This window comes from Castellaniella caeni NBRC 101664, from assembly GCF_001592225.1.
Lineage (GTDB): Bacteria > Pseudomonadota > Gammaproteobacteria > Burkholderiales > Burkholderiaceae_B > Castellaniella > Castellaniella caeni.
The window spans coordinates 1-19796 of record NZ_BCWN01000007.1; the positions used below are offsets into that span (position 1 = coordinate 1).

The following is a 19796-nucleotide window of genomic DNA, read 5'->3' on the forward strand; positions in this document are numbered from 1 at the left end:
GCAACGCAGTATGGGCTGTGCAGACGCCAAATTTAAGTACGAGTATTAACCGAACAGCACACTAACCCGTTACCGGCCAGGGGCTGAAACTCAACGGCGCGTGGCCGGGCCTTGCTACACGCCCAGCGGGCACGTTTGCTGGCGGCGCTGCTCGAACAGGCAGATGGCCGCGGCGGCGGCCACATTGAGCGACTCCACCCCGGCGGACTGCGGAATGTGCACGCGCCAGTCGGCGCCTTGCAACAACGCGGGCGCCACACCCCGGCCCTCGTTACCAAACAGCCAGGCGCATGGTGCGCGCAAGTCCAACCGGTACAAAGAACGTGCCTGTTCCAGCGTGGTGGCGGCCAGCGGGATGTCGAGCCGCGCGCGCAGCGCCGACAGATCGACCCGCTCGTGTACCTGCAGGGCAAAGTGGGCGCCCTGCCCGCTTCTGAGCACCTTGGGCGACCAGGCGGCGGCACAGCCCTCGGAAAGAAAAGCCGCTGTCAGGCCGGCTGCGGCGGCGGTGCGCAGCAAGGTGCCCAGATTGCCCGGATCCTGCACCCGATCCAGCCACAGACAGCCCTCGGTCACGCGCGCGGGCATCGCGGGCACCGGCACGTCCACCAGGAAGAACACCGCCGGGCCATGCTCGACTTGCGACAGCACGCGGGCCAGATGGTCTTCGACCACCACGCGCCGCACCGTCTCGCAAGCGCTCCACAGCGGCTTGATCCAGCCAGGCGACTGCGCCTGAAACCCCTCGCTGACAATCAGCGCCAGGGGCACGCCGTAGCGCTCGAACCAGGCGCGGCACAGGTGCTCGCCTTCGAGCAGCACGCGCGTCTCGCGGTTGCCCGGGCGGCCTTGCGCCAGGCGCAGCCACAGACGGTAGTCGGGGTTGTCCCGCGAGGCGATGTGGCGTACCGAGATAGGCTGGGTCATGAGCAAAGTGCACCGGTCAAAAGGAATCGAACGAAAGGGATCGGGCCGCGTGATCAGGCGGGGATGCCGCGCGCGGGGCCGTCCAGCAGGCGGCGCACGGGCGCGAAGCTGCGCCGGTGCGCCGGGCACGGCCCGAATTCGGCCAGGCGGGCCAGGTGCAGCGCCGTGCCATAGCCCTTGTGCTGGTCAAAGGCATAGTGTGGATACAGGGCGTGCAGGCGCAGGCAATCGGCGTCGCGCGCGGTCTTGGCCAGGATCGAGGCCGCCGAGATGGCCGCCACCAGGGCGTCGCCCCCCACCACGGCCTGCGCGGCGCACGGCAGGCCTGCGGGCAGGCGGTTGCCGTCCACCAGAATTTTCGTGGGCGGGCTGGGCAAGGCCAGGCAGGCCTGGCGCATGGCCAGCAAGGTGGCCTGCAGGATGTTGAGCTGGTCGATCTGCTCGACGCCGACCTGGGCGATGGCCCAGGCCAGGGATCGCTGGCGGATTTCGTCGGCCAGGCGCTCGCGTGTGCGCGCACCGAGTTTTTTGGAATCGGCCAGCCCGGCGATCGGCTGCGCGGGGTCGAGAATGACCGCCGCCGCAAAGACCGGGCCCGCCAGCGGGCCACGGCCTGCTTCGTCCACCCCGGCCACCCAGGTGCTCGCCGACGACCGGATCGTGGGCGAGCGACCGCCCCACTCGACGCGTGGTTCGGGCGCGAACAGATCAGCTTGCATGGCCGTGGCAGACATCGAGAATCGCCTGTGCCGCCAGGCCGGGGGTATCCCGGCTGAGCGTGGCGTGCAGGCGCGCAAAGCGTTCGGCCACGACGGCGGCCCGAGCGCTGTCGCTCAGGGCTGCCCACGTGTGTTCCGCCAGGGCTGCAGGGGTCGCCGCCTCTTGCAGCAGTTCGGGCACGACGAAGTCGCGCTCGAGGATGTTGGGCAGGCCCACCCAGGGCAGGCTGGGCGCATTCTGGCCCGATTTCCACGCCATCAGGCGTCGCATCCAGGGCGTGATGGCATAGGCGATGACCAGGGGGCGCTTGAAGAGCGCCGCTTCGAGCGTGGCCGTGCCGCTGGCGACCAGCACGGCATCGGCGGCCTCCATGGCGTGCCAGGCGATGGGCCAGGTCTGCGACGGCAGCCCGTCGGCGCGCGCGGCGGCCGGGCCGGGCAGCGCCGACCATACCTGGCAGCGCGCCAACGGATGCAGCGCCAGGATCGCCTCGAACTGCGTCCGGCGCGCGGCATTGACCACCGGCACCACAATCCGCAGATCGGGGTCTTGCGTCTGCAGCTGTTGGGCGGCTTGCAGGAAGCGCGGCGCCAGCAGGCGGATTTCGGACTCGCGGCTGCCCGGCATCAGGGCCAGCACCCGGGCGGTGGGTTCGAGCCCGAGCGCGCGGCGCGCGGCGGCCCGGTCGGGTTGTCGGGGGATGAGCTCGGCCAACGGATGGCCGACGTAGGTGACCGGCACCCCTTCTTTTTGGTAGAGCTCGACCTCGAAGGGGAACAGCACGAGCATGTGCGAGACCGCCCGGCGAATCTGATGGATGCGCTCGTAGCGCCAGGCCCAGATGGACGGCCCGACGAAGTGCACCGTGGGGATCCCGGCGGCGCGCACTTTTTCTTCGAGGCGCAGGTTGAAGTCGGGCGCATCGACACCGACGAAGACGTCGGGGCGCTGCGCCAGCACGCGGCGCCGCGTGTCGCGCCAGGTGCGCAGCAGGCGCGGCGCGTGGCGCAAGGCATCGACATAGCCGAACACCGACAGCGCATCCATGGGATGCCAGGCCTGGAAACCGCTGCGCGCCATGGCCGGGCCGCCGATGCCGGCGGTCTGCGTGGCCGGGTCGCGCGCCAGTAGCCCCGCGATCATCCGGGCAGCCAGCAGATCGCCGGAGGGTTCACCGGCGACGATGGCCGCCCGGATCATGGCCGGACGATGCCGCGGCTGGAGGCGCGCAGGAAGTCGAGCAGCGTCTGCAGGGCGGCGGCCTCGGCGGGATGCTGGGACTGCAGCCCGGCCAGGGCCTCGATGGCCTGCTCGATGTTGAGCTGGCGGCGGTACAGCACCTTGTAGGCTTCTTTCAGCACCTGGATGTCGGCGGGCGTGTAGCCGCGGCGGCTCAGCCCTTCGGAATTGATGCCCACCGGGCGGAAGGAATCGCCCGCGCCGATCATGTAGGGCGGCACGTCCTGGCGCACCGAGCTGGTGCCGCCGATCATGGCGTGCGCGCCAATGCGCACGAACTGGTGCACCGCCGACAGGCCGCCCACGATCGCCCAGTCGCCGATGTGGATGTGTCCCGCGAGCTGCACGCTGTTGGCGATGACGATGTGGCTGCCCAGCTGGCAATCATGGGCGATGTGCACGTAGGCCATGATCCAGTTGTCGTCGCCCAGGCGGGTGGTGCCGATGTCCTGGACGGTGCCCGTGTTGACCGTGACGAACTCGCGAAAGGTGTTGCCCGCGCCGATTTCCAGCCCGGTGGGTTCGCCCTGGTATTTCTTGTCTTGCGGAATGCCGCCGATCGAGCAGAAGCGGTAGAAGTGATTGTCGGGGCCGATGCGGGTATGCCCGTCGATCACGCAATGCGCGCCGATGCGCGTGCGTGCGCCCACGCGCACGTGCGCGCCCACGAGGCTGTAGGGCCCCACGCTGACGTCGTCTTCCAGCTCGGCGCCGGGGGCGATGATGGCCGTCGGGTGAATCTGCGCAGCCGCCATCATTCCTCCAGGATGCGCACCGCACACATGATTTTGGCTTCGGCGGCGATGTGGTCGTCCACCTTGGCGACCGCCGTGTACTTGCAGATGGAGCGGCTGAGCTTGTCGGCCGAGACTTCCATGCGCAGCGTATCGCCGGGCACGACCGGGCGGCGGAAGCGCGCGCCATCGACGCCCACCAGGTAATAGGCGACCTTGGTGCTGACCAGGTTGGGCGCACCGGCGTCGGCAAAGGAGAACAAGGCGGCGGCCTGGGCCAGCGCCTCGATGATGAGCACCCCGGGCATCACCGGATGGTGGGCGAAGTGCCCCTGGAAAAACGGTTCGTTGTAGGTGACATTCTTGATGGCCACGATGCTCTTGCCAGGGTCCATCTCCAGAACGCGGTCTACGAGCAGCATCGGCTGGCGATGCGGCAAGCGCTCCATGATGTCTTTGATGTCGAGTTCCATTATCGTGTGTCCTGCTTGTTATGTGTTGGCTGCCCGCTCGCGGCGGCCCGCTCTGCCGAGCGCACGCGCTTGCGCAGCTGCGCCAATTGGCCGATCACTGCGGCATTATGTTGCCAGGCGGTGTGTTCAGCCACCGGGAATACCCCCGTATAGCGTCCCGGCTTGAGAATATCGGACGTCACGGCAGTACCGCCGGAGATGTGTACGTCGTCCGCGAGCGTGAGATGGCCGCCGAACATGGCCGCGCCGCCGATGACGCAGCGCTTGCCCATGGTGGTGGAGCCGGCCACGCCGACGCAGGCCGCCATGGCGGTATGGTCGCCGATCTGGCAGTTGTGCCCGATCATGATCTGGTTGTCGAGCTTGACGCCATTGCCCAGCACCGTGTCTTCGATGGCACCGCGATCGACGGTGGTGTTGGCGCCGATCTCGACGTCGTCGCCCAGTCGCACCCCGCCGAGCTGGGCGATCTTGGCCCAGGCGCCCGGCGTGCGCGGATCGGGCGCAAAGCCAAAACCATCGGCCCCCAGCACCACGCCGGCGTGCAGGATGGCGCGCGCGCCCACGCGCACCCCGTGATACAGGGTGACGTGCGCGTGCAGCAGGCTGTCGCGGCCGATGTCGCAATCGGGCCCGATGACACAGCCTGCGCCGATGCGCGTGCCGGCGCCGATGCGACAGCCGGATTCGATGATGGCCAGCGGCCCGACGTGTACCCCGGCTTCGAGCGTGGCGTCGGCGGCAACGACGGCGCTGGGATGGATGCCTTGCGGCAGATTGGCCAGGCGATGCTGGTCAAACCACTGCGCCAGCAGCGCGTACAGCAGATACGGCTGGGCGCACAGTACGACGGCCCAGTCGACCGGGCCCGGATGCTGCGCCTGAAAGGCCTGCCAGTCTTCCGGGCGCAGGATGACGGCCCCTGCGCGACAGCCCCGCAGCTGGTCGGCCAGGCGCGGGTTGGACAGAAAACTGATTTCGCTGCCGCCCGCCGCCGTGAGCGAGCCCAGGCCGGCGATGCGCAGCGTATCGGCGCCGGGCGCGTTGGTGATCTTGCACCCCAGGCCGACCGAATCCGCGCGCTGCAAGAGCTGCGGCAACACCGGAGCCCGATCGGGCGCAAGCAACACCGGCATGGGAAATCAACCGCCCAGGGCCTTGATGACCTGATCGGTGATATCGACGCGCGGACTGACGGTGACGGCGTCCTGGATGATCAGGTCGTAATTTTGCTGTTCGGCAATTTTCTTGATGGCCGCATCCGCCTTCTCGACGATGGCGGAGAATTCTTCGTTGCGGCGGCGGTTGAAGTCTTCCTGGAATTCGCGACGCTTGCGTTGCAGGTCGGAATCCATGTCTTGCAACTGACGCTGACGCTTGATGCGGTCGGCCTCGGCCAGCACGGGCGCGTCTTTGTCGAGCTTCTGGGCCTGTGCGCGCAAGCTGTCGGAGAGTTTTTGCAGATCTTGGTCGCGCTTCTTGAATTCGGCCTCGATTTTCGACTGGGCCGCCTTGGCCGGCTTGGAATCGCGCAGGATGCGCTCGGTGCTGACAAAGCCGATCTTGGTGCCCTGGGCGTACGACGGCACGACGAACAGCGCCCCCAGCCCGATCGCAGCAGCCACGGCCAAGGTGCGGTGACCACGGACGGCGCGTTGCGCCAAAGTTGAAACATTCAAACCTGTAAGACTCATGATGTAAAAACCACCTGCGGTGAACGCTGCGAAAAAATGGTTATTGTGCCACTAAAAAATGGGAATCAGAAACCCGTGCCGATCTGGAACTGGAAGATTTGCTTTTGGTCACCTTCCTTGGCGTTGAGCGGGCGCCCGAAGGACAGCTGCAACGGCCCGAGGGGGGATTCCCAGGACAGCCCCACCCCGGCGGAGTATTTCCAGCCGCAGGGGTCGGCCACCTGGCCGTACTGGCCGTTGGCGCAGGGCGAACCGTCGGTGGTGGTGACCTGGCCGATGTCGCTGAACATGAACCAGCGCAGGGTGCGGTCGCGCGAGGCGCCCGGGAACGGCAGGTACAGCTGCACGTTGCCAACGATGCGCCGCGAGCCCCCCAGGTAGGTGTCGGTGAGGCTGTCGCGCGGCCCCAGCGACGCGCCCTCGTAGCCACGCACCGAACCGATGCCGCCCGCATACATGTTCTTGATGACCGGGAAGGCCTTGCCGCCACTGCCGTAGGTCTTGGCCCAGTCGGCCTGGCCGTTGAGCGCCAGCGTGAAGGAGCGGCCCAGCGGCCAGTAGAACTGCTGCTGCCCGCTGAGTTTGTAGTATTTCAGGTCCAGCGTGGAGATGTCGGCCGATACGCGGCTGTAGCTGCCCTTGTGCGGCGCGAGCGCACTGTCGCGGGTGTCTTTGGCCCAGCCCAGGCTGAAGATGGCGGCGTTGGTGGTGTCGCCGTACTGCTGGACGAAATCTTGATAGGCCAGCGGCGCCGGATTGACCGACAGGTCGGTGCCCATCGTCATGTCGTGCAGCGAGTTGCGTTCGAACGTGCCGCCGGCGAAGATGCGGTCGGTTTCTGAAATGGGCACGCCGAAGTTCAGCCCCAGGCCCATGGATTCGACCGAGTACCAGCCCAGCGAACCGCTGTCGGAGACGTCGTACGGCGTGGTGCGGCGGTAGTACAGCGACGTGGTCTTGCTGATGCCGTCTTGCGTCCAGTAGGGGTTGGTGTGCGAGATGACCGCCGCCCGGTTGGTCTTGCTGGTGTTGACGTTGAGCGACAGCGAGTTGCCGCTGCCAAAGACGTTGTCCTGGCTGATGCCCGCCGACAGCATGAGCTTGTCGGTGGAACCGTAGCCCAGGCCCAGGCTGATCATGCCGGTGGGTTTTTCCTTGACATCGACATCGACGTCCACCTGGTCGGGCGAGCCGGGCACCGGCTCGGTCTTGACGTCCACGTCGCTGAAGTAACCCAGGCGATCGATGCGTTCTTTGGAGGTCTTGATGCTGGAGGAATCGTACCAGGCGGCCTCTTGCTGGCGCATTTCGCGGCGCACCACCTGGTCGCGGGTGCGCGTGTTGCCGCCCACATTGATGCGGCGCACATAGACGCGCCGCCCCGGATCGACGAAGAAGGTGAGCTTGGCCACGTGCGCGTCTTTGTCGAGCGTGGGGCTGGGGTTGACGTTGGCGAAGGCATAGCCCAGCGAACCGAGGTAGTCGGTGATGGACTTGGCCACGGCATTGGTCTTTTCGGCGGAGAAGGTCTCGCCCTCTTTCACCGTGACGAGCGGCTTGAGCTTGTCTTCGAGCCCGAGCAGATCGCCCGCCAGATCGACCGTGCCCAGCTTGTAGGGCTCGCCCTCGTGCAGCGACATGGTGATGTAGATGTTCTCGCGGTTGGGCGAAATCGTCACCTGCGGGGGTTCCATCGAAAATTCGAGGTAGCCGCGGTCGAGGTAGTACGAGCGGATGCGCTCGACGTCGCCCTCGAGTTTTTCACGCGAATACTTGTTGGTGCCGGTATACCAGGTCATGAGGCCGCCGGTGGTGAGCTGCATCTGGTCTTCGAGCGTACCCGCCGAGAAGGCCTTGTTGCCGATGAACTCGATCTTGCCGATGGTGGCGACGTCGCCCTCGAAGATGTCGAAGCTCACGCCCACGCGATTGCGCGGCAGCGGCGTGATGACCGGCGTGACCTGGACGCCATACTTGCCCTTGGACAGATACTGCTGCTTGAGTTCGAAGACGGCGCGGTCGAGCATGGCCTGGTCGAAGATGCGGCCCTGGCCGAAGCCCACCTGGGTGAGCGACTTGGTGAGCGCCTTGGCATCGAACTCGCGCATGCCGTTGAAATTGATGGAGGCGATGGTGGGACGTTCTTTGACCGACACCACCAGGACGTTGCCCCGGGCGTCGATCTTGACGTCGCTGAAAAAGCCCGTACCGTACAGCTTCTGGATGGCGGCGGCGGCTTCTTCTTCGGTGAAGGTCTGCCCTACCTTGACGGGCAGATAGGTGAAGATCGTCCCCGGATCGACGCGCTCGATACCCTGCACCTGGATGTCGCCGACGACAAACGGGGTGAAGGCGGCAGCCACCGCGGGAGCCAGCAAGGCCGCCAGAACCACGGGCAAAGCGCGCTTGATGAGACGAGAGTTCCGGAGAGACGACATCCTGGCAATCCTTTTCAGCCGTAACAGGGATAAGGGGAAAGTGATGCGCGATTGTAAGTCACAACGCGATCACCTGAAAAGCCGCGAAAAATCATTGAACAAGGCCAGAAACATGAGCCCGAACACCAGGCTCATGCCGATGCGCAGGCCCGCATCACGCACCCGTTCGGAGACGGGACGCCCACCGCGCAGCGCCTCCAGCAGATAGAACAGCAGATGCCCGCCATCCAGCATGGGGATGGGCAGAAGGTTGAGAATGCCGATGCTGATGCTGATGAGGGCGAGAAAGCTCAGGTAGGCTTCGAGGCCGACGCGCGCCGTCTGCCCGGCCACCTCGGCGATGGTCACCGGGCCGCTGACGTTGCGCCAGGATACCGCGCCCACCACCATGCGCCCCATCATGCGCAGGGTGAAGGCGCTGGTGTCCCAGGTGCGCCGCACACCGGCCCAAAGGCTGTCGAGCGGCCCCAGCCGCACCAGGGTCTGGGGCTGATAGGCCTCGATGAGGGCGCCGATGCGACCTTGCGTCGTGCCGTCGTCCGCGGTGACAGCCGCAGGGACGACCTGGAGCCGGATTTGCGCCGCGCCGCGTTCGATGGTCAGGACGAGCGGCTGCCCGGCGTGCGCCTGGATGGTCTGCACGAAGCCCTGCACGGACGGCTGTGCTTGCGCGCCCACGGCCAGGATGCGGTCGCCGGACAGCAGGCCGGCCTGTTGCGCCGCCCCGCCGGGGCTCACGGCGCCCACCCGGGGCTGCGGCGCCTGCAAGACGAGCCCGGCGGCGCGCAGGGGATCAGGGCCATCGGGGCTGAGCGCCTGCGCGGGCAGGTCGAGCCGCAGGCTGCGCTCGGCGCCCTGCGCGGCACGCAGCGTGAGCGTGACCGCCCCGCCCGAGGTGAGCGGTTCGAGCAGCTGCCAGCGCGCCTGGTTCCAGGAGGCCACGGCGCGCCCGTCCACGGCCAGCACGGTGTCGCCCGCCTGCACGCCGACTTGCGCCGCCACTGAGGCGGCGGGTGGCTGGGCCAGCACGGCCACGGGTTCGTGGACGCCCCACAGGCTCAGCATCGCATAGAGGATGGCCGCCAGGATCAGGTTGGCGGCGGGCCCGGCCAGCACCACGGCGGCGCGCTGCGCCAGGGGCTTGCCGTTGAACGCCGCCGCCCGCGTGGCGGGGTCGGCCTGTTCGGGCGCGTCGTCGAGCATCTTGACGTAGCCCCCCAGGGGGATGGCCGACAAGGCCCACTCGGTGCCCCGACGGTCGAGGCGGCGTGCCAGGATAGGCCCGAAGCCCACGGAAAAGCGCAGGATGCGCACGCCACACCAGCGCGCCACCCAATAGTGTCCCAGCTCGTGAAACGTGACGAGCAGGCCAAGGGCGAGCGCAAAGGCAAACAGGGTCAGCAGCATGAAGAGGCAGCGGCTCAGGCCGCTGCTTGGCAAAATCCGGCGGCCAGCGTCCGGGTACGTGAATCGAGATCGAGCACCTCGTCCAGGGAGCCCGGGACTTGGGCGTAGCGCCCCGCCGCCTCGTCCAGGCAGCGTTCGATGACGGCGGCGATCTGAGTATAGCGGATGCGCCCTTTCAGAAAGCCCTCGACGGCCACTTCGTTGGCGGCGTTGAGCGCAATGCAGGCGCTTTGCCCGTGGCCCAACGCGTTCAGCGACAGGCGCAGACAGGGAAAGCGCACGAGGTCGGGGGTTTCAAAGTCGAGGTGTCCCAGGCGCGCGAGATCGAGCAGACCCACGCCGCTGGCCAGGCGCTCGGGGTAGCCCAGCCCGTAGGCAATGGGCGTGCGCATGTCGGGCTGCCCCAGCTGCGCCAGGATGGAGCCATCGACGTACTCGACCATGGAGTGCACCACGCTTTGCGGGTGGATCACCACCTGGATGCGGTCGATGGGCATGGCAAAGAGCCAGTGGGCCTCGATGACCTCGAGCCCCTTGTTGAGCATGGTGGCCGAATCGACCGAAATCTTGCGTCCCATGCGCCAATTGGGATGGGCGCAGGCCTGGTCGGGGGTGACGAATTCGAGTTCGTCGAGCGCGGTACGCCGAAACGGCCCGCCCGAGGCCGTGAGCAGCAGCCGACGCACCCCGGGGGCGGGCTGCGCCGGTGCGCGGGCGCGATCGGCGGCCCAGGGCAGGCACTGGAAGATGGCGTTGTGTTCGCTGTCGATGGGCAGCAGCTCGGCGCCGCTGTCGCGCACCGCCTGCATGAACAGCCCCCCCGCCGCCACCAGGGCCTCTTTGTTGGCGAGCAGCACCCGCTTGCCCGCGCGCGCCGCAGCCAGCGCCCCGGGCAGGCCCGCGGCCCCCACGATCGCGGCCATGACCGCCGTGACTTCGGGATCCGCCGCCGTGTCGGCCAGCGCCTGCGCGCCCAGGCGGACTTCGGGGCGCGGCGTGCCTGTCGGCCAGGCCGCCAGGAAGCGCGCACGCGCGGCGGCGTCCGGCACGACCACGACGCGCGGGCGATGCCGCAGCGCCTGGGCGGCCAGGGCCTCGATGCGGCTGTGCGCGCTGAGGGCATGAACCGAGAGCCGATCGGGATGGCGGGCAACCACATCCAGGGTGCTGACCCCGATCGAGCCGGTGGACCCGAGGATGCAGAGACGGTGTACGGCAGGCATGACTTATCCGATGATGAGCAGAAGAATGGCGACCGGCGCGACGGGCAGCACGGCATCGATCCGATCGTACACCCCGCCGTGCCCGGGCAGCAGCTGGCTGGAGTCTTTCACCCCCGCGCGGCGCTTGAGCAGCGACTCGAACAGGTCGCCGACGATCGACCAGCCCGCCAGCACCACGCCCGCCAGCACCACGCCCGCCCAGCCCAGGCGTCCGAGCAGCAGCTGGCCGTAGCTGCCGGGCCACCAGAGAGCGGTGAGCGCCAGCCAGAGCGTGGCCGCCAGCACCCCGCCCGCCGCACCTTCCCAGGTTTTGCCGGGGCTGACCTTCGGCGCCAGCTTGTGGCGCCCGAAACCGCGTCCGGCAAAATAGGCCGCGATGTCGGCGCACCACACCAGCGCCCACAGGCTGATGAGGGCCGCGGCGCCATGGCTGAGAAAAATCCACGACAAGGCATACCAGGTGGCGGCAAGCACGATCACAGCCGCCACGGCCAGGCCCGCCGAAGGGCAGACGGCGGGCACGCGAGCGCGCACGACCATCGCGGGCGCGGGCAGCAGCCAGAACAGCAGGGCCAGGGGCAGGATGCCCCATTGGAACAACTGGGCAAACCCGGCCTGCTCGTCAACCAGCAGGCGCGAACCGATACCCATGAGAAACACCAGCAGCACGACGGCGCCGTTGCGCGCCAACGGCTGGTGCCAGACCAGGCGCCACCATTCCCAGAGCGCGGCCCCCGTCATGAGCGTGAGCAGGCTGAGCATGGGCCACGGCGTGGCTGCCGTCACGGCCCCCGCGACAATCAACAGCAGGACTATCGCCGTGAGGATTCTTTGACGCAGCATCACGTCCCCTTATCTTGGTGTGTGCAGTTGCTCGCTGGTGCGCCCGAAACGGCGTTCACGGTCGCGATACCAGGCAAAAGCCCGGTCGAGCTCGTCCGCGTTGAAGTCGGGCCAGTAGCAGTCGGTGAAGTACAGCTCGGTATAGGCCAGCTGCCAGATGAGAAAATTGGAAATGCGCTGCTCGCCGCCCGTCCGGATGAAGAGGTCGGGTTCGGGCGCGTAGTGCATGGCCAGCCAGGGGCTGAGCGCCGCTTCGTCGAGCGCCTCAGGGTGCTGGGCGAGTTCGGGCTGCGCTCGCAGCAGGGCCTGGATGGCCTGCAGGATGTCCCAGCGCCCGCCGTAGTTGGCCGCGATGGTGAGCGTCAGCGTGATTTCTTTGGCGGTGCGCTGCTCGGCTTCGGCAATCAGCTGGCGCAGGCGCGCATCGAACGCCCCCAGGTTGCCGACAATGCGCAGCCGCACACCCTGGGCAATGAGCTTGTCCACCTCTTTTTCAAGCGTGCGCACGAACAGGCGCATGAGCAGCGAGACCTCTTGCGCGGGCCGCCGCCAGTTTTCGGAGCTGAAGGCAAACAGCGTGAGGTATTCGACCCCCCGCTGCCCGCAGGCCTCGACCGTGCGCCGCACGGCCTGCACGCCGCGCACGTGCCCCGCCGTGCGCGGCAACTTGCGCCGGGTAGCCCAGCGCCCGTTGCCATCCATGATGATGGCCACGTGCCGCGGGGTCTGCCCGGTGGCTGGAATCGCCTGGGTGGAGCTGGCCTGACGCATGCCGCCTGAATCGCTGTGCAAATCGGGGCTCAGACCGTCATGATCTCGGCTTCCTTTTGGGAAACGAGCTTGTCGACGTCGGCCACGTAGCGGTCGGTGAGCTTTTGCACTTCGTCCTGGCCGCGGCGTTCTTCGTCTTCCGAGATTTCTTTTTCCTTGACCAGTTTCTTGAGCGTTTCGTTGGCGTCGCGGCGCAGGTTGCGCACCGCCACTTTGGTGTCTTCGCCTTCGCCACGCACCACCTTGGTGAGGTCGCGGCGGCGCTCTTCGGTGAGCGCGGGCATGGGCACGCGGATGTTGTCGCCCATGGCGATGGGGTTGAGGCCGAGATCGGATTCGCGGATGGCCTTATCCACGGCGGCGGCCATGGTTTTTTCCCAGACCTGGACACTGAGCGTACGCGCGTCGATGACGGTGACGTTGGCCACCTGGCTGACGGGGACGGGCGAACCGTAGTATTCGACGTGCACGTGGTCGAGAATGCCCGCGTGGGCGCGGCCCGTGCGGATCTTGGCCAGGCTGGTCTTGAGCGACTCGAGGGATTTGGCCATGCGCTCGTCAGCCGAGCGGCGGATGTCGGAAAGACTCATGAAGGCTCCTATACCTGTACCAGCGTGCCTTCGTCTTCGCCGCAGACGACGCGACGCAGGGCCCCTGGTTTATTGATCGAAAACACCTTGATCGGCAATTTTTGGTCACGGCACAAGGCAAATGCGGTGGCATCCATGACTTCGAGCCGACGCACGATGGCCTCGTCGAAGCTGATGCGCGAGTAGCGCGTGGCGTTGGGGTCTTTATTGGGATCGGCGCTATAGATGCCATCGACCTTGGTGGCCTTGAGCACCATCTCGGCCCCGATCTCGGCGCCACGCAGCGCGGCGGCCGTGTCGGTGGTGAAAAACGGGTTGCCGGTGCCCGCGGCGAAAATGACGACCTTGCCTTCTTCGAGGTAGCGCAAGGCCTTGGGGCGGATATAGCGCTCGACCACCTGGTCGATATTGAGCGCGGACTGCACGCGCGCATCCACGCCGTGGTTCTTGAGCGCGTCTTGCAAGGCCAGACCGTTCATCACCGTGGCCAGCATGCCCATGTAGTCGGCGGTGGCGCGATCCATGCCCTGGGCGCCAGGCGCCACGCCGCGAAAGATATTGCCCCCGCCGATGACGACGGCAAGTTGTACCCCGAGCGACACGATGCCGTGGATTTCTTCGGTCATGCGAAGAATGGTCGCGCGGTTGATGCCAAAGGCATCACCCCCCATCAGCGCTTCACCCGAAAGTTTCAGAAGGACGCGCTTGTAGGCTGGATTTGACATGCACCAGATTCCTGGAAGGATGAAGGAAACGCCCCGGCGGGGCGTGATGTGGCATCGCACCGGCGGCGCGATGCCATCGTACCTGAATCAGCGGGGATCAGGAACCGCTGGCGGCAGCGGCCACTTCGGCGGCGAAGTCTTCGCTCTTTTTCTCGATGCCTTCGCCCACCACGAACAAGGCGTAGCGGTTGATGCGCGCGCCCTTTTCCTTGAGCATCTGCTCGACGGACTGTTTGTCGTTCTTGACGAAGGGCTGCGACAGCAGCGTGACTTCTTTGAGGAACTTGTGCACGGCGCCTTCGACCATCTTGGTGACGATTTCGGCGGGCTTGCCGGATTCGGCGGCTTTCTGTTCGGCCACCGAGCGCTCGGCGGCGATGGCGGCGGGATCAACGCCATCGGCGTTGAGTGCGCGCGGCTTGGTGGCGGCGATGTGCATGGCCAGGTCCTTGCCCACTTCGTCGGCGCCGGCGAAATCGACCAGCACGCCGATGCGCCCGCCGTGCACGTAGCTGTTCAGGCCGTCGGTGGTCTCGAAGCGCTGGAAGCGACGCACGGACATGTTTTCACCGATCTTGCCCACCAGCGCCGTGCGCGTGGTTTCGACCGTGCCCTCGCCCATGGCGCAGGCGCCAAGCGCGGCGACGTCCGCCGGGTTCTTTTCGGCGACCAGCTGGGCCAGCGCGTTGACGAAGGCGATGAAGTCTTCGTTCTTGGCGACGAAGTCGGTTTCGCAGTTGACTTCGACGAGCGCGCCGACCTTGCTGTCGGCGGCGATGTGCAGGCCGATGAGGCCTTCGGCGGTGACGCGGCCGGCGGCCTTGGAGGCCTTGCTGCCGAGCTTGACGCGCAGCAGTTCTTCGGCGCGGGCCAGGTCGCCCTCGGCTTCAGTCAGGGCCTTTTTGCATTCCATCATGGGCGCGTCGGTCTTTTCGCGCAGCTCTTTGACCATGGCGGCAGTGATTTGAGCCATTTGATTCTCCTGTTCGATCAATGCAGATACCGGCAGGCGCCGGTATCGGGTGGCCCGGACACGATGCCGGGCCAACGAAGGCAGCGGATGACGAGGGGTTTATTCCTCGTGGTGCTCCTGCTCGACCTCGATGAATTCTTCACCTTCGGCCAGCTCTTCGACCAGGCCGTTGATGCTTTGTTCACGACCGGCCTGCACGGCATCGGCCATGCCACGGGCGTACAGCGCGATGGCCTTGGAGGAGTCGTCGTTGCCGGGAATGACGTAATCGATGCCCTCGGGCGAGTGGTTGGTATCGACCACGCCGACCACCGGAATGCCCAGGGTACGGGCTTCGGCAACGGCAATCTTGTGATAGCCCACGTCGATGACGAACAGCGCGTCGGGCAGGGTGTTCATGTCCTTGATGCCGCCGATGGACTTGTTCAGCTTGGCCAGCTCGCGTTCGAACATCAGGGCTTCTTTCTTGCTCATGTGTTCGGTGGCGCCTTCGGCTTGCTGGGCTTCCATGTCTTTCAGGCGCTTGATGGAAGTCTTGACCGTCTTGAAGTTGGTCATCATGCCGCCCAGCCAGCGGCTGTCGACGAAGGGCATGCCGCAGCGGGCGGCTTCGGCGGCCACCAGCTCGCGTGCCGAGCGCTTGGTGCCCACGAACAGGACGTTGCCGCCACGGGCCGCCACCTGGCGCACGAATTGCGTGGCCTCGAGGTATTTCTCGACGGTGCGTTCGAGGTTGACGATGTGGATCTTGTTGCGCTGGCCAAAGATGTACTCGGCCATCTTCGGGTTCCAGTAACGGGTCTGGTGGCCGAAGTGGACACCGGCTTCCAGCATTTCGCGCATGAGGCTCATGAATGTTCTCCAAAGGGTTTGGTCTTGTACATGGCCAGTATCCGGGGCTAAGATGGCCCGGACACCCATGGCAAGCCATGTACGCTATTTTTGAATGCTCGCCGCCAAAGACCGTAAAGCGTAGCGCCAAAGCGCAACCACAGCCATTGATAGCGAAGCCTATAATTCTACTATTCTTACTTCACTTTCAGCAAGCTTTCCCATGACTCAACTCGTCACCGATCCCCAGGATCTCGATCAGATGCGCGCCGCCTGCCAGGCAGCCGCCAGCATTCTCGACTACCTCACGCCCTTCGTGAAGGCGGGCGTCACCACCGGCGAACTCGACCGCCTGTGCATGGAATACCTCACCGACGAGCTGAAGGTGAAGTCCGCCACGGTGGGCTACGCGCCGCCGGGCTATCCGCCCTACCCGGCCTCCATCTGCACTTCGGTGAACCACGTCATCTGCCACGGCATTCCCAGCGACAAGGTGCTGAAAAACGGCGACATTCTCAACATGGACATCACCATCATCAAAGATGGCTGGTTCGGCGACACGAGCCGCATGTACACCGTGGGCGAACCCTCCATCCTCGCCAAGCGCCTCATCGACACCACCTACGAATGCATGTGGCTGGGCATCGAACAGGTACGCCCCGGCGCCACGCTGGGCGACATCGGCCACGTCATCCAGAAACACGCCGAAGCCGCCGGCTTCTCGGTGGTGCGCGAATACTGCGGCCATGGGGTGGGTCGGCGCTTCCACCAGGACCCGCAGGTGCTGCACTACGGCAAGCCCGGCACGGGCTTGCGCCTCGAACCCGGCATGATCTTCACCATCGAACCCATGATCAACGCCGGACGCCGCGAAATCCGCACGCTGGCCGACCAATGGACGGTGGTCACGCGCGACCACAGCCTGTCGGCGCAATGGGAGCACAGCATCCTGGTCACCGACAACGGCCACGAAGTGCTCACCATCTCGCCGGGCATGCCGCTGCCGCCCGACTTCGCACAAGCCACCACGACGGCTGCATGAACCTGGCCGCGCGCGATGGCCTGGCTGCACTGCGCAGCCGCTTGCAGGAACAAAAAGCACACGCCATCGAACGCTACCGCCGACAGCCGCGCCCCGAAGCCCTGCTCGCCGCCCTGCGGCGCGTCGCCGACACCCAGGTGCGCGCGTTGCTCGAATCGCATCCGCTGCCCAGGGGCGCCTGCCTGGCCGCCATCGGCGGCTATGGGCGCGGCGAGCTGTATCCCGGCTCCGATCTCGACATCCTCGTGCTGCTGGAACGCAATCCCGACGCCGCCGGGCGCGAATGCATCGAAGGTTTCATCGCGGCCCTGTGGGACATCGGCCTGGAGCCTGGGCACAGCGTGCGTACGCTGGCCCAGTGCCGTCACGAGGCGGCGGCCGACATCACGGTACAGACCTCGCTGCTCGAGGCCCGCTGGCTGGCGGGCAGCCGCAAGCTGTTCCAGCAGTTTCGCGCACAAATGCAGGCCGACCTCGACCCCTGCGAGTTCTACCTGGCCAAACGCACCGAGATGCAGCAGCGCCATGCGCGCCACCAGGACACCCCCTACGCGCTCGAACCCAATTGCAAAGAGGCCCCCGGCGGCCTGCGCGACCTGCAGGTGCTGCTGTGGCTGGCACGCGCGGCGGGCCTGGGGGCCAGCTGGAAGGCCGTGGCCCGCACCGATCTGCTCACTTCGGCCGAATTTCGCGCACTGCGCCGCGCCGAGCGCGCCTTCAAGCGCCTGCGCATCGAACTGCACCTGCTGGCCGGGCGCCGCGAAGACCGGGTGCTCTTCGACCTGCAGCCGCGCCTGGCCCACGTCTACGGCTTTGTCGATCAACCCCACCGGCGGGCCAGCGAACTGCTGATGCAGCGCTACTACTGGGCAGCGCGCGTCGTCTGCCAGGTGAACCGCCTGTTGATGCAAAGCCTGGAAGAGCGCCTGTTTCCGCAGCCGCAGGCACCCGCGCAGCGTCTGGACGACGATTTCTGCGTGCGTCGCAACCGGCTGGTTCTGCAGCGGCCCGATGCCTTCGAACGCAAGCCGGGGCTGCTGCTGGGCGTGTTTCTGGCCCTGCAGCAGCACCCCGAGCTGCAGGGCATGGCCGCCGACACGCTGCGCGCGCTATGGCACGCCCGGCGCCACATCGACAAGCACTTTCGCGACGATCCGGCCAACCAGCAGCAGTTTCTCAGCATCCTGCAACAGGCGCAGGGCATCGTACACGCCCTGCGCGACATGACGCTCTGGGGCATTTTGCCGCGCTACCTGCCGCCCTTCCGCCGCATCGTCGGGCAGATGCAGCACGACCTGTTTCACGCCTACACCGTCGATCAGCACATCCTCATGGTGATCCGCAACGTGCGCCGCTTCACCATGCCCGAACACGCGCAGGAATACCCCCTGGCCAGCCAGCTGATCGCCGATCTGGACGATCACTGGCTGCTCTACGTGGCCGCCCTCTTCCACGACATTGCCAAGGGGCGCGGCGGCGACCACTCGCAGCTGGGTGCCGCCGAGGTCAGGCGCTTTGCCCGACGGCACCGGCTGCCGCGCGCCGACAGCCAGTTTCTGGAATTTCTCGTGCGCGAACACCTGACCATGTCGCAGGTGGCACAAAAGCGCGATCTCAGCGATCCACAGGTCATCCATGCCTTTGCCCAGCGCGTCGGCACCCAGCACCGCCTGGCGGCCCTGTACCTGCTGACGGTGGCCGACATCCGCGGCACCAGCCCGCGCGTCTGGAACACCTGGAAGGGCAAGCTGCTGGAAGACCTGTACCACCAGACCCTCGCCACCCTGGGCGGCGCCCGCCCCGACACGCGCACCATTCTGGCCCTGCGCAAAGAGGCTGCCGCCACGGAAATCCGCCGCCTCGGCTTGCGCGACGAAAGCCGCGATGCTTTCTGGTCGCAGCTGGACGTGGCGTATTTCCTGCGCCATGGCGCCAATGAGATCGCCTGGCACACGCGCCACCTGTACCACTGCTTCCAGGGCCCCGCCCCTGTGGTGCGGGCCCGCGTGCTGGGGCAAAGCGAGGCGCTGCAGATCCTCGCCTATGCCCCCGACCGCAGCGACCTTTTCATGGACATCTGCACCTGCTTCGACCGGCACGGCCTGAGCATCCAGGACGCGCGCATCCACACCACCCGCCAAGGCTGGGCGCTGGACAGCTTCATCGTCCTGCTGCCCGAGGGCGACCGCGACTACCGGGCGCACGCCACGCTCATCGAGCATGAACTTCTGGCCACCTTGTCGGTCTCACCCCAAACGCTGGCCGCGCAGACGCTCGGGCACCGGGGATCACGCCGCTCGCGCGTCTTTCCCATCATGCCCAGCGTCAGCCTGCAGCCCGACGAGCAAGGCGGCAACTGGCGGCTGTCGGTGATGACCGCCGACCGCGTGGGGCTGCTGCACGATCTGGCGCGCGTTTTCACCCGGCACGGGGTCAGCCTGAAAATGGCCAAGATCATGACGCTGGGCGACCGCGTCGAAGACATCTTCATCGTGCAGGGCGGCATCCTCGACCAGGCGCGCGGGCAGCTGCAGTTCGAACGCCACGTGTTCGAGGCGCTGGCAGCGCAACCGGTCGGCACGCAGGCGCGCGCGCCCTTTCAACCCTCTATCCCGACTCAAGCATCCTCATGACTCTCACCCGATCCGACCGCATTCTCCGGGGCACCGCCGTGCTGTGCCTGGCCGCCGTGGGCTTTGCCCTCGTCTCGCAATACGCCTTTCACCTGCGGCCCTGCGCCTGGTGCGTGCTGCAGCGGCTCATCCTGCTGGCGATCGCCGCCGTCTGCGGCCTGGCCTCCACCGGCTGGGGCTCGATCCTGGTGCAGCGTATCGGGGCGCTGCTGGCTGCGGCGCTGGGTGTTTGCGGCATGCTGGCGGCCTGGTATCAGTACAGCGTGGCATCACACTCGTTTTCCTGCGCCCAGACCTTCGCCGACAAGTTCATGTCGGGCACGGGCCTGGATGCCGCCCTGCCCTGGCTGTTCGGCATCTACGCCAGCTGCATGGATGCGCGCGTGAGCCTGCTGGGCATCGAATACGCGCTCTGGGGGCTGCTGCTGTTCGTCGTCTGCACCGGGCTGGCGCTGTGGGTCTTGCTGTCACGCGGCCCGCGGCACGACCGGGCCTGAGCGGCCCGTGTCCGTCGGCGCGCCGCCCTCGGCGGG

General features: G+C 66.7%; 19 protein-coding genes. 3 read left to right on the top strand and 16 right to left on the bottom strand.

Going from position 1 to position 19796, the window contains the following annotated elements:
* Positions 1 to 114: 114 nt before the first annotated feature.
* The 16 genes from CCA01S_RS06105 to rpsB form a co-directional block, all read right to left on the bottom strand.
* Positions 115 to 927 carry a TrmH family RNA methyltransferase gene (locus tag CCA01S_RS06105; RefSeq protein ID WP_066455577.1) on the bottom strand — a complete coding sequence of 271 codons (813 nt, stop codon included), beginning with the start codon at positions 925 to 927 and terminating at the stop codon, positions 115 to 117.
* Positions 928 to 980: 53 nt separating this feature from the next.
* The gene (gene rnhB, locus CCA01S_RS06110) at positions 981 to 1661 is read right to left on the bottom strand and encodes a ribonuclease HII (RefSeq protein WP_232304984.1); all 681 of its coding nucleotides are present in this window, start codon (positions 1659 to 1661) and stop codon (positions 981 to 983) included.
* On the bottom strand, positions 1636 to 2847 hold the full coding sequence (gene lpxB / locus CCA01S_RS06115) for a lipid-A-disaccharide synthase (protein ID WP_066455580.1): 1212 nt from the start codon (positions 2845 to 2847) through the stop codon (positions 1636 to 1638). Before lpxB ends, rnhB begins: the two co-directional genes overlap by 26 nt.
* Complete coding sequence (gene lpxA / locus CCA01S_RS06120) at positions 2844 to 3641, bottom strand: acyl-ACP--UDP-N-acetylglucosamine O-acyltransferase (RefSeq protein WP_066455584.1); 798 nt, start codon at positions 3639 to 3641, stop codon at positions 2844 to 2846. Before lpxA ends, lpxB begins: the two co-directional genes overlap by 4 nt.
* Complete coding sequence (gene fabZ / locus CCA01S_RS06125; protein WP_066455587.1) at positions 3641 to 4093, bottom strand: 3-hydroxyacyl-ACP dehydratase FabZ; 453 nt, start codon at positions 4091 to 4093, stop codon at positions 3641 to 3643. The genes lpxA and fabZ overlap by 1 nt, the downstream gene beginning before the upstream one ends.
* Positions 4093 to 5229, bottom strand: coding sequence for a UDP-3-O-(3-hydroxymyristoyl)glucosamine N-acyltransferase (lpxD, locus tag CCA01S_RS06130; protein WP_066455592.1), 1137 nt, complete (start codon positions 5227 to 5229; stop codon positions 4093 to 4095). The genes fabZ and lpxD overlap by 1 nt, the downstream gene beginning before the upstream one ends.
* A gap of 6 nt (positions 5230 to 5235) precedes the next feature.
* Positions 5236 to 5790, bottom strand: coding sequence for an OmpH/Skp family outer membrane protein (locus CCA01S_RS06135; protein WP_066455596.1), 555 nt, complete (start codon positions 5788 to 5790; stop codon positions 5236 to 5238).
* A gap of 62 nt (positions 5791 to 5852) precedes the next feature.
* A complete protein-coding gene (bamA, locus tag CCA01S_RS06140) occupies positions 5853 to 8225 on the bottom strand; it encodes an outer membrane protein assembly factor BamA (protein ID WP_066455599.1) in 2373 nt (790 codons plus the stop codon).
* Positions 8226 to 8294: 69 nt separating this feature from the next.
* The gene (gene rseP / locus CCA01S_RS06145; protein WP_066455605.1) at positions 8295 to 9632 is read right to left on the bottom strand and encodes an RIP metalloprotease RseP; all 1338 of its coding nucleotides are present in this window, start codon (positions 9630 to 9632) and stop codon (positions 8295 to 8297) included.
* A 14-nt stretch (positions 9633 to 9646) separates the two neighbouring features.
* Positions 9647 to 10855 carry a 1-deoxy-D-xylulose-5-phosphate reductoisomerase gene (ispC, locus tag CCA01S_RS06150; RefSeq protein ID WP_066455607.1) on the bottom strand — a complete coding sequence of 403 codons (1209 nt, stop codon included), beginning with the start codon at positions 10853 to 10855 and terminating at the stop codon, positions 9647 to 9649.
* Positions 10856 to 10858: 3 nt separating this feature from the next.
* On the bottom strand, positions 10859 to 11698 hold the full coding sequence (locus CCA01S_RS06155) for a phosphatidate cytidylyltransferase (RefSeq protein ID WP_066455610.1): 840 nt from the start codon (positions 11696 to 11698) through the stop codon (positions 10859 to 10861).
* A gap of 9 nt (positions 11699 to 11707) precedes the next feature.
* Positions 11708 to 12469, bottom strand: coding sequence for a polyprenyl diphosphate synthase (gene uppS / locus CCA01S_RS06160; RefSeq protein ID WP_066455888.1), 762 nt, complete (start codon positions 12467 to 12469; stop codon positions 11708 to 11710).
* Positions 12470 to 12498: 29 nt separating this feature from the next.
* On the bottom strand, positions 12499 to 13059 hold the full coding sequence (gene frr, locus CCA01S_RS06165; protein WP_066455613.1) for a ribosome recycling factor: 561 nt from the start codon (positions 13057 to 13059) through the stop codon (positions 12499 to 12501).
* 8 nt (positions 13060 to 13067) lie between these two features.
* Complete coding sequence (gene pyrH, locus CCA01S_RS06170; protein ID WP_066455616.1) at positions 13068 to 13784, bottom strand: UMP kinase; 717 nt, start codon at positions 13782 to 13784, stop codon at positions 13068 to 13070.
* 97 nt (positions 13785 to 13881) lie between these two features.
* A complete protein-coding gene (tsf, locus tag CCA01S_RS06175) occupies positions 13882 to 14757 on the bottom strand; it encodes a translation elongation factor Ts (protein WP_066455619.1) in 876 nt (291 codons plus the stop codon).
* Positions 14758 to 14856: 99 nt separating this feature from the next.
* Positions 14857 to 15609: a 30S ribosomal protein S2 gene (rpsB, locus tag CCA01S_RS06180; protein WP_066455621.1), complete on the bottom strand. Its 753-nt coding sequence runs from the start codon at positions 15607 to 15609 to the stop codon at positions 14857 to 14859.
* 202 nt (positions 15610 to 15811) lie between these two features.
* On the opposite strand from rpsB, the gene map reads away from it, so the two are divergent.
* From map to CCA01S_RS06195, 3 genes are read left to right on the top strand one after another with little or no spacing between them, the layout of a single operon-like run.
* Positions 15812 to 16630, top strand: a complete 819-nt coding sequence (gene map, locus CCA01S_RS06185; RefSeq protein ID WP_066455623.1) for a type I methionyl aminopeptidase — start codon at positions 15812 to 15814, stop codon at positions 16628 to 16630.
* Complete coding sequence (locus tag CCA01S_RS06190; RefSeq protein ID WP_066455624.1) at positions 16627 to 19263, top strand: [protein-PII] uridylyltransferase; 2637 nt, start codon at positions 16627 to 16629, stop codon at positions 19261 to 19263. Before map ends, CCA01S_RS06190 begins: the two co-directional genes overlap by 4 nt.
* A complete protein-coding gene (locus CCA01S_RS06195; RefSeq protein WP_066455627.1) occupies positions 19260 to 19760 on the top strand; it encodes a disulfide bond formation protein B in 501 nt (166 codons plus the stop codon). Before CCA01S_RS06190 ends, CCA01S_RS06195 begins: the two co-directional genes overlap by 4 nt.
* Positions 19761 to 19796 lie beyond the last annotated feature (36 nt).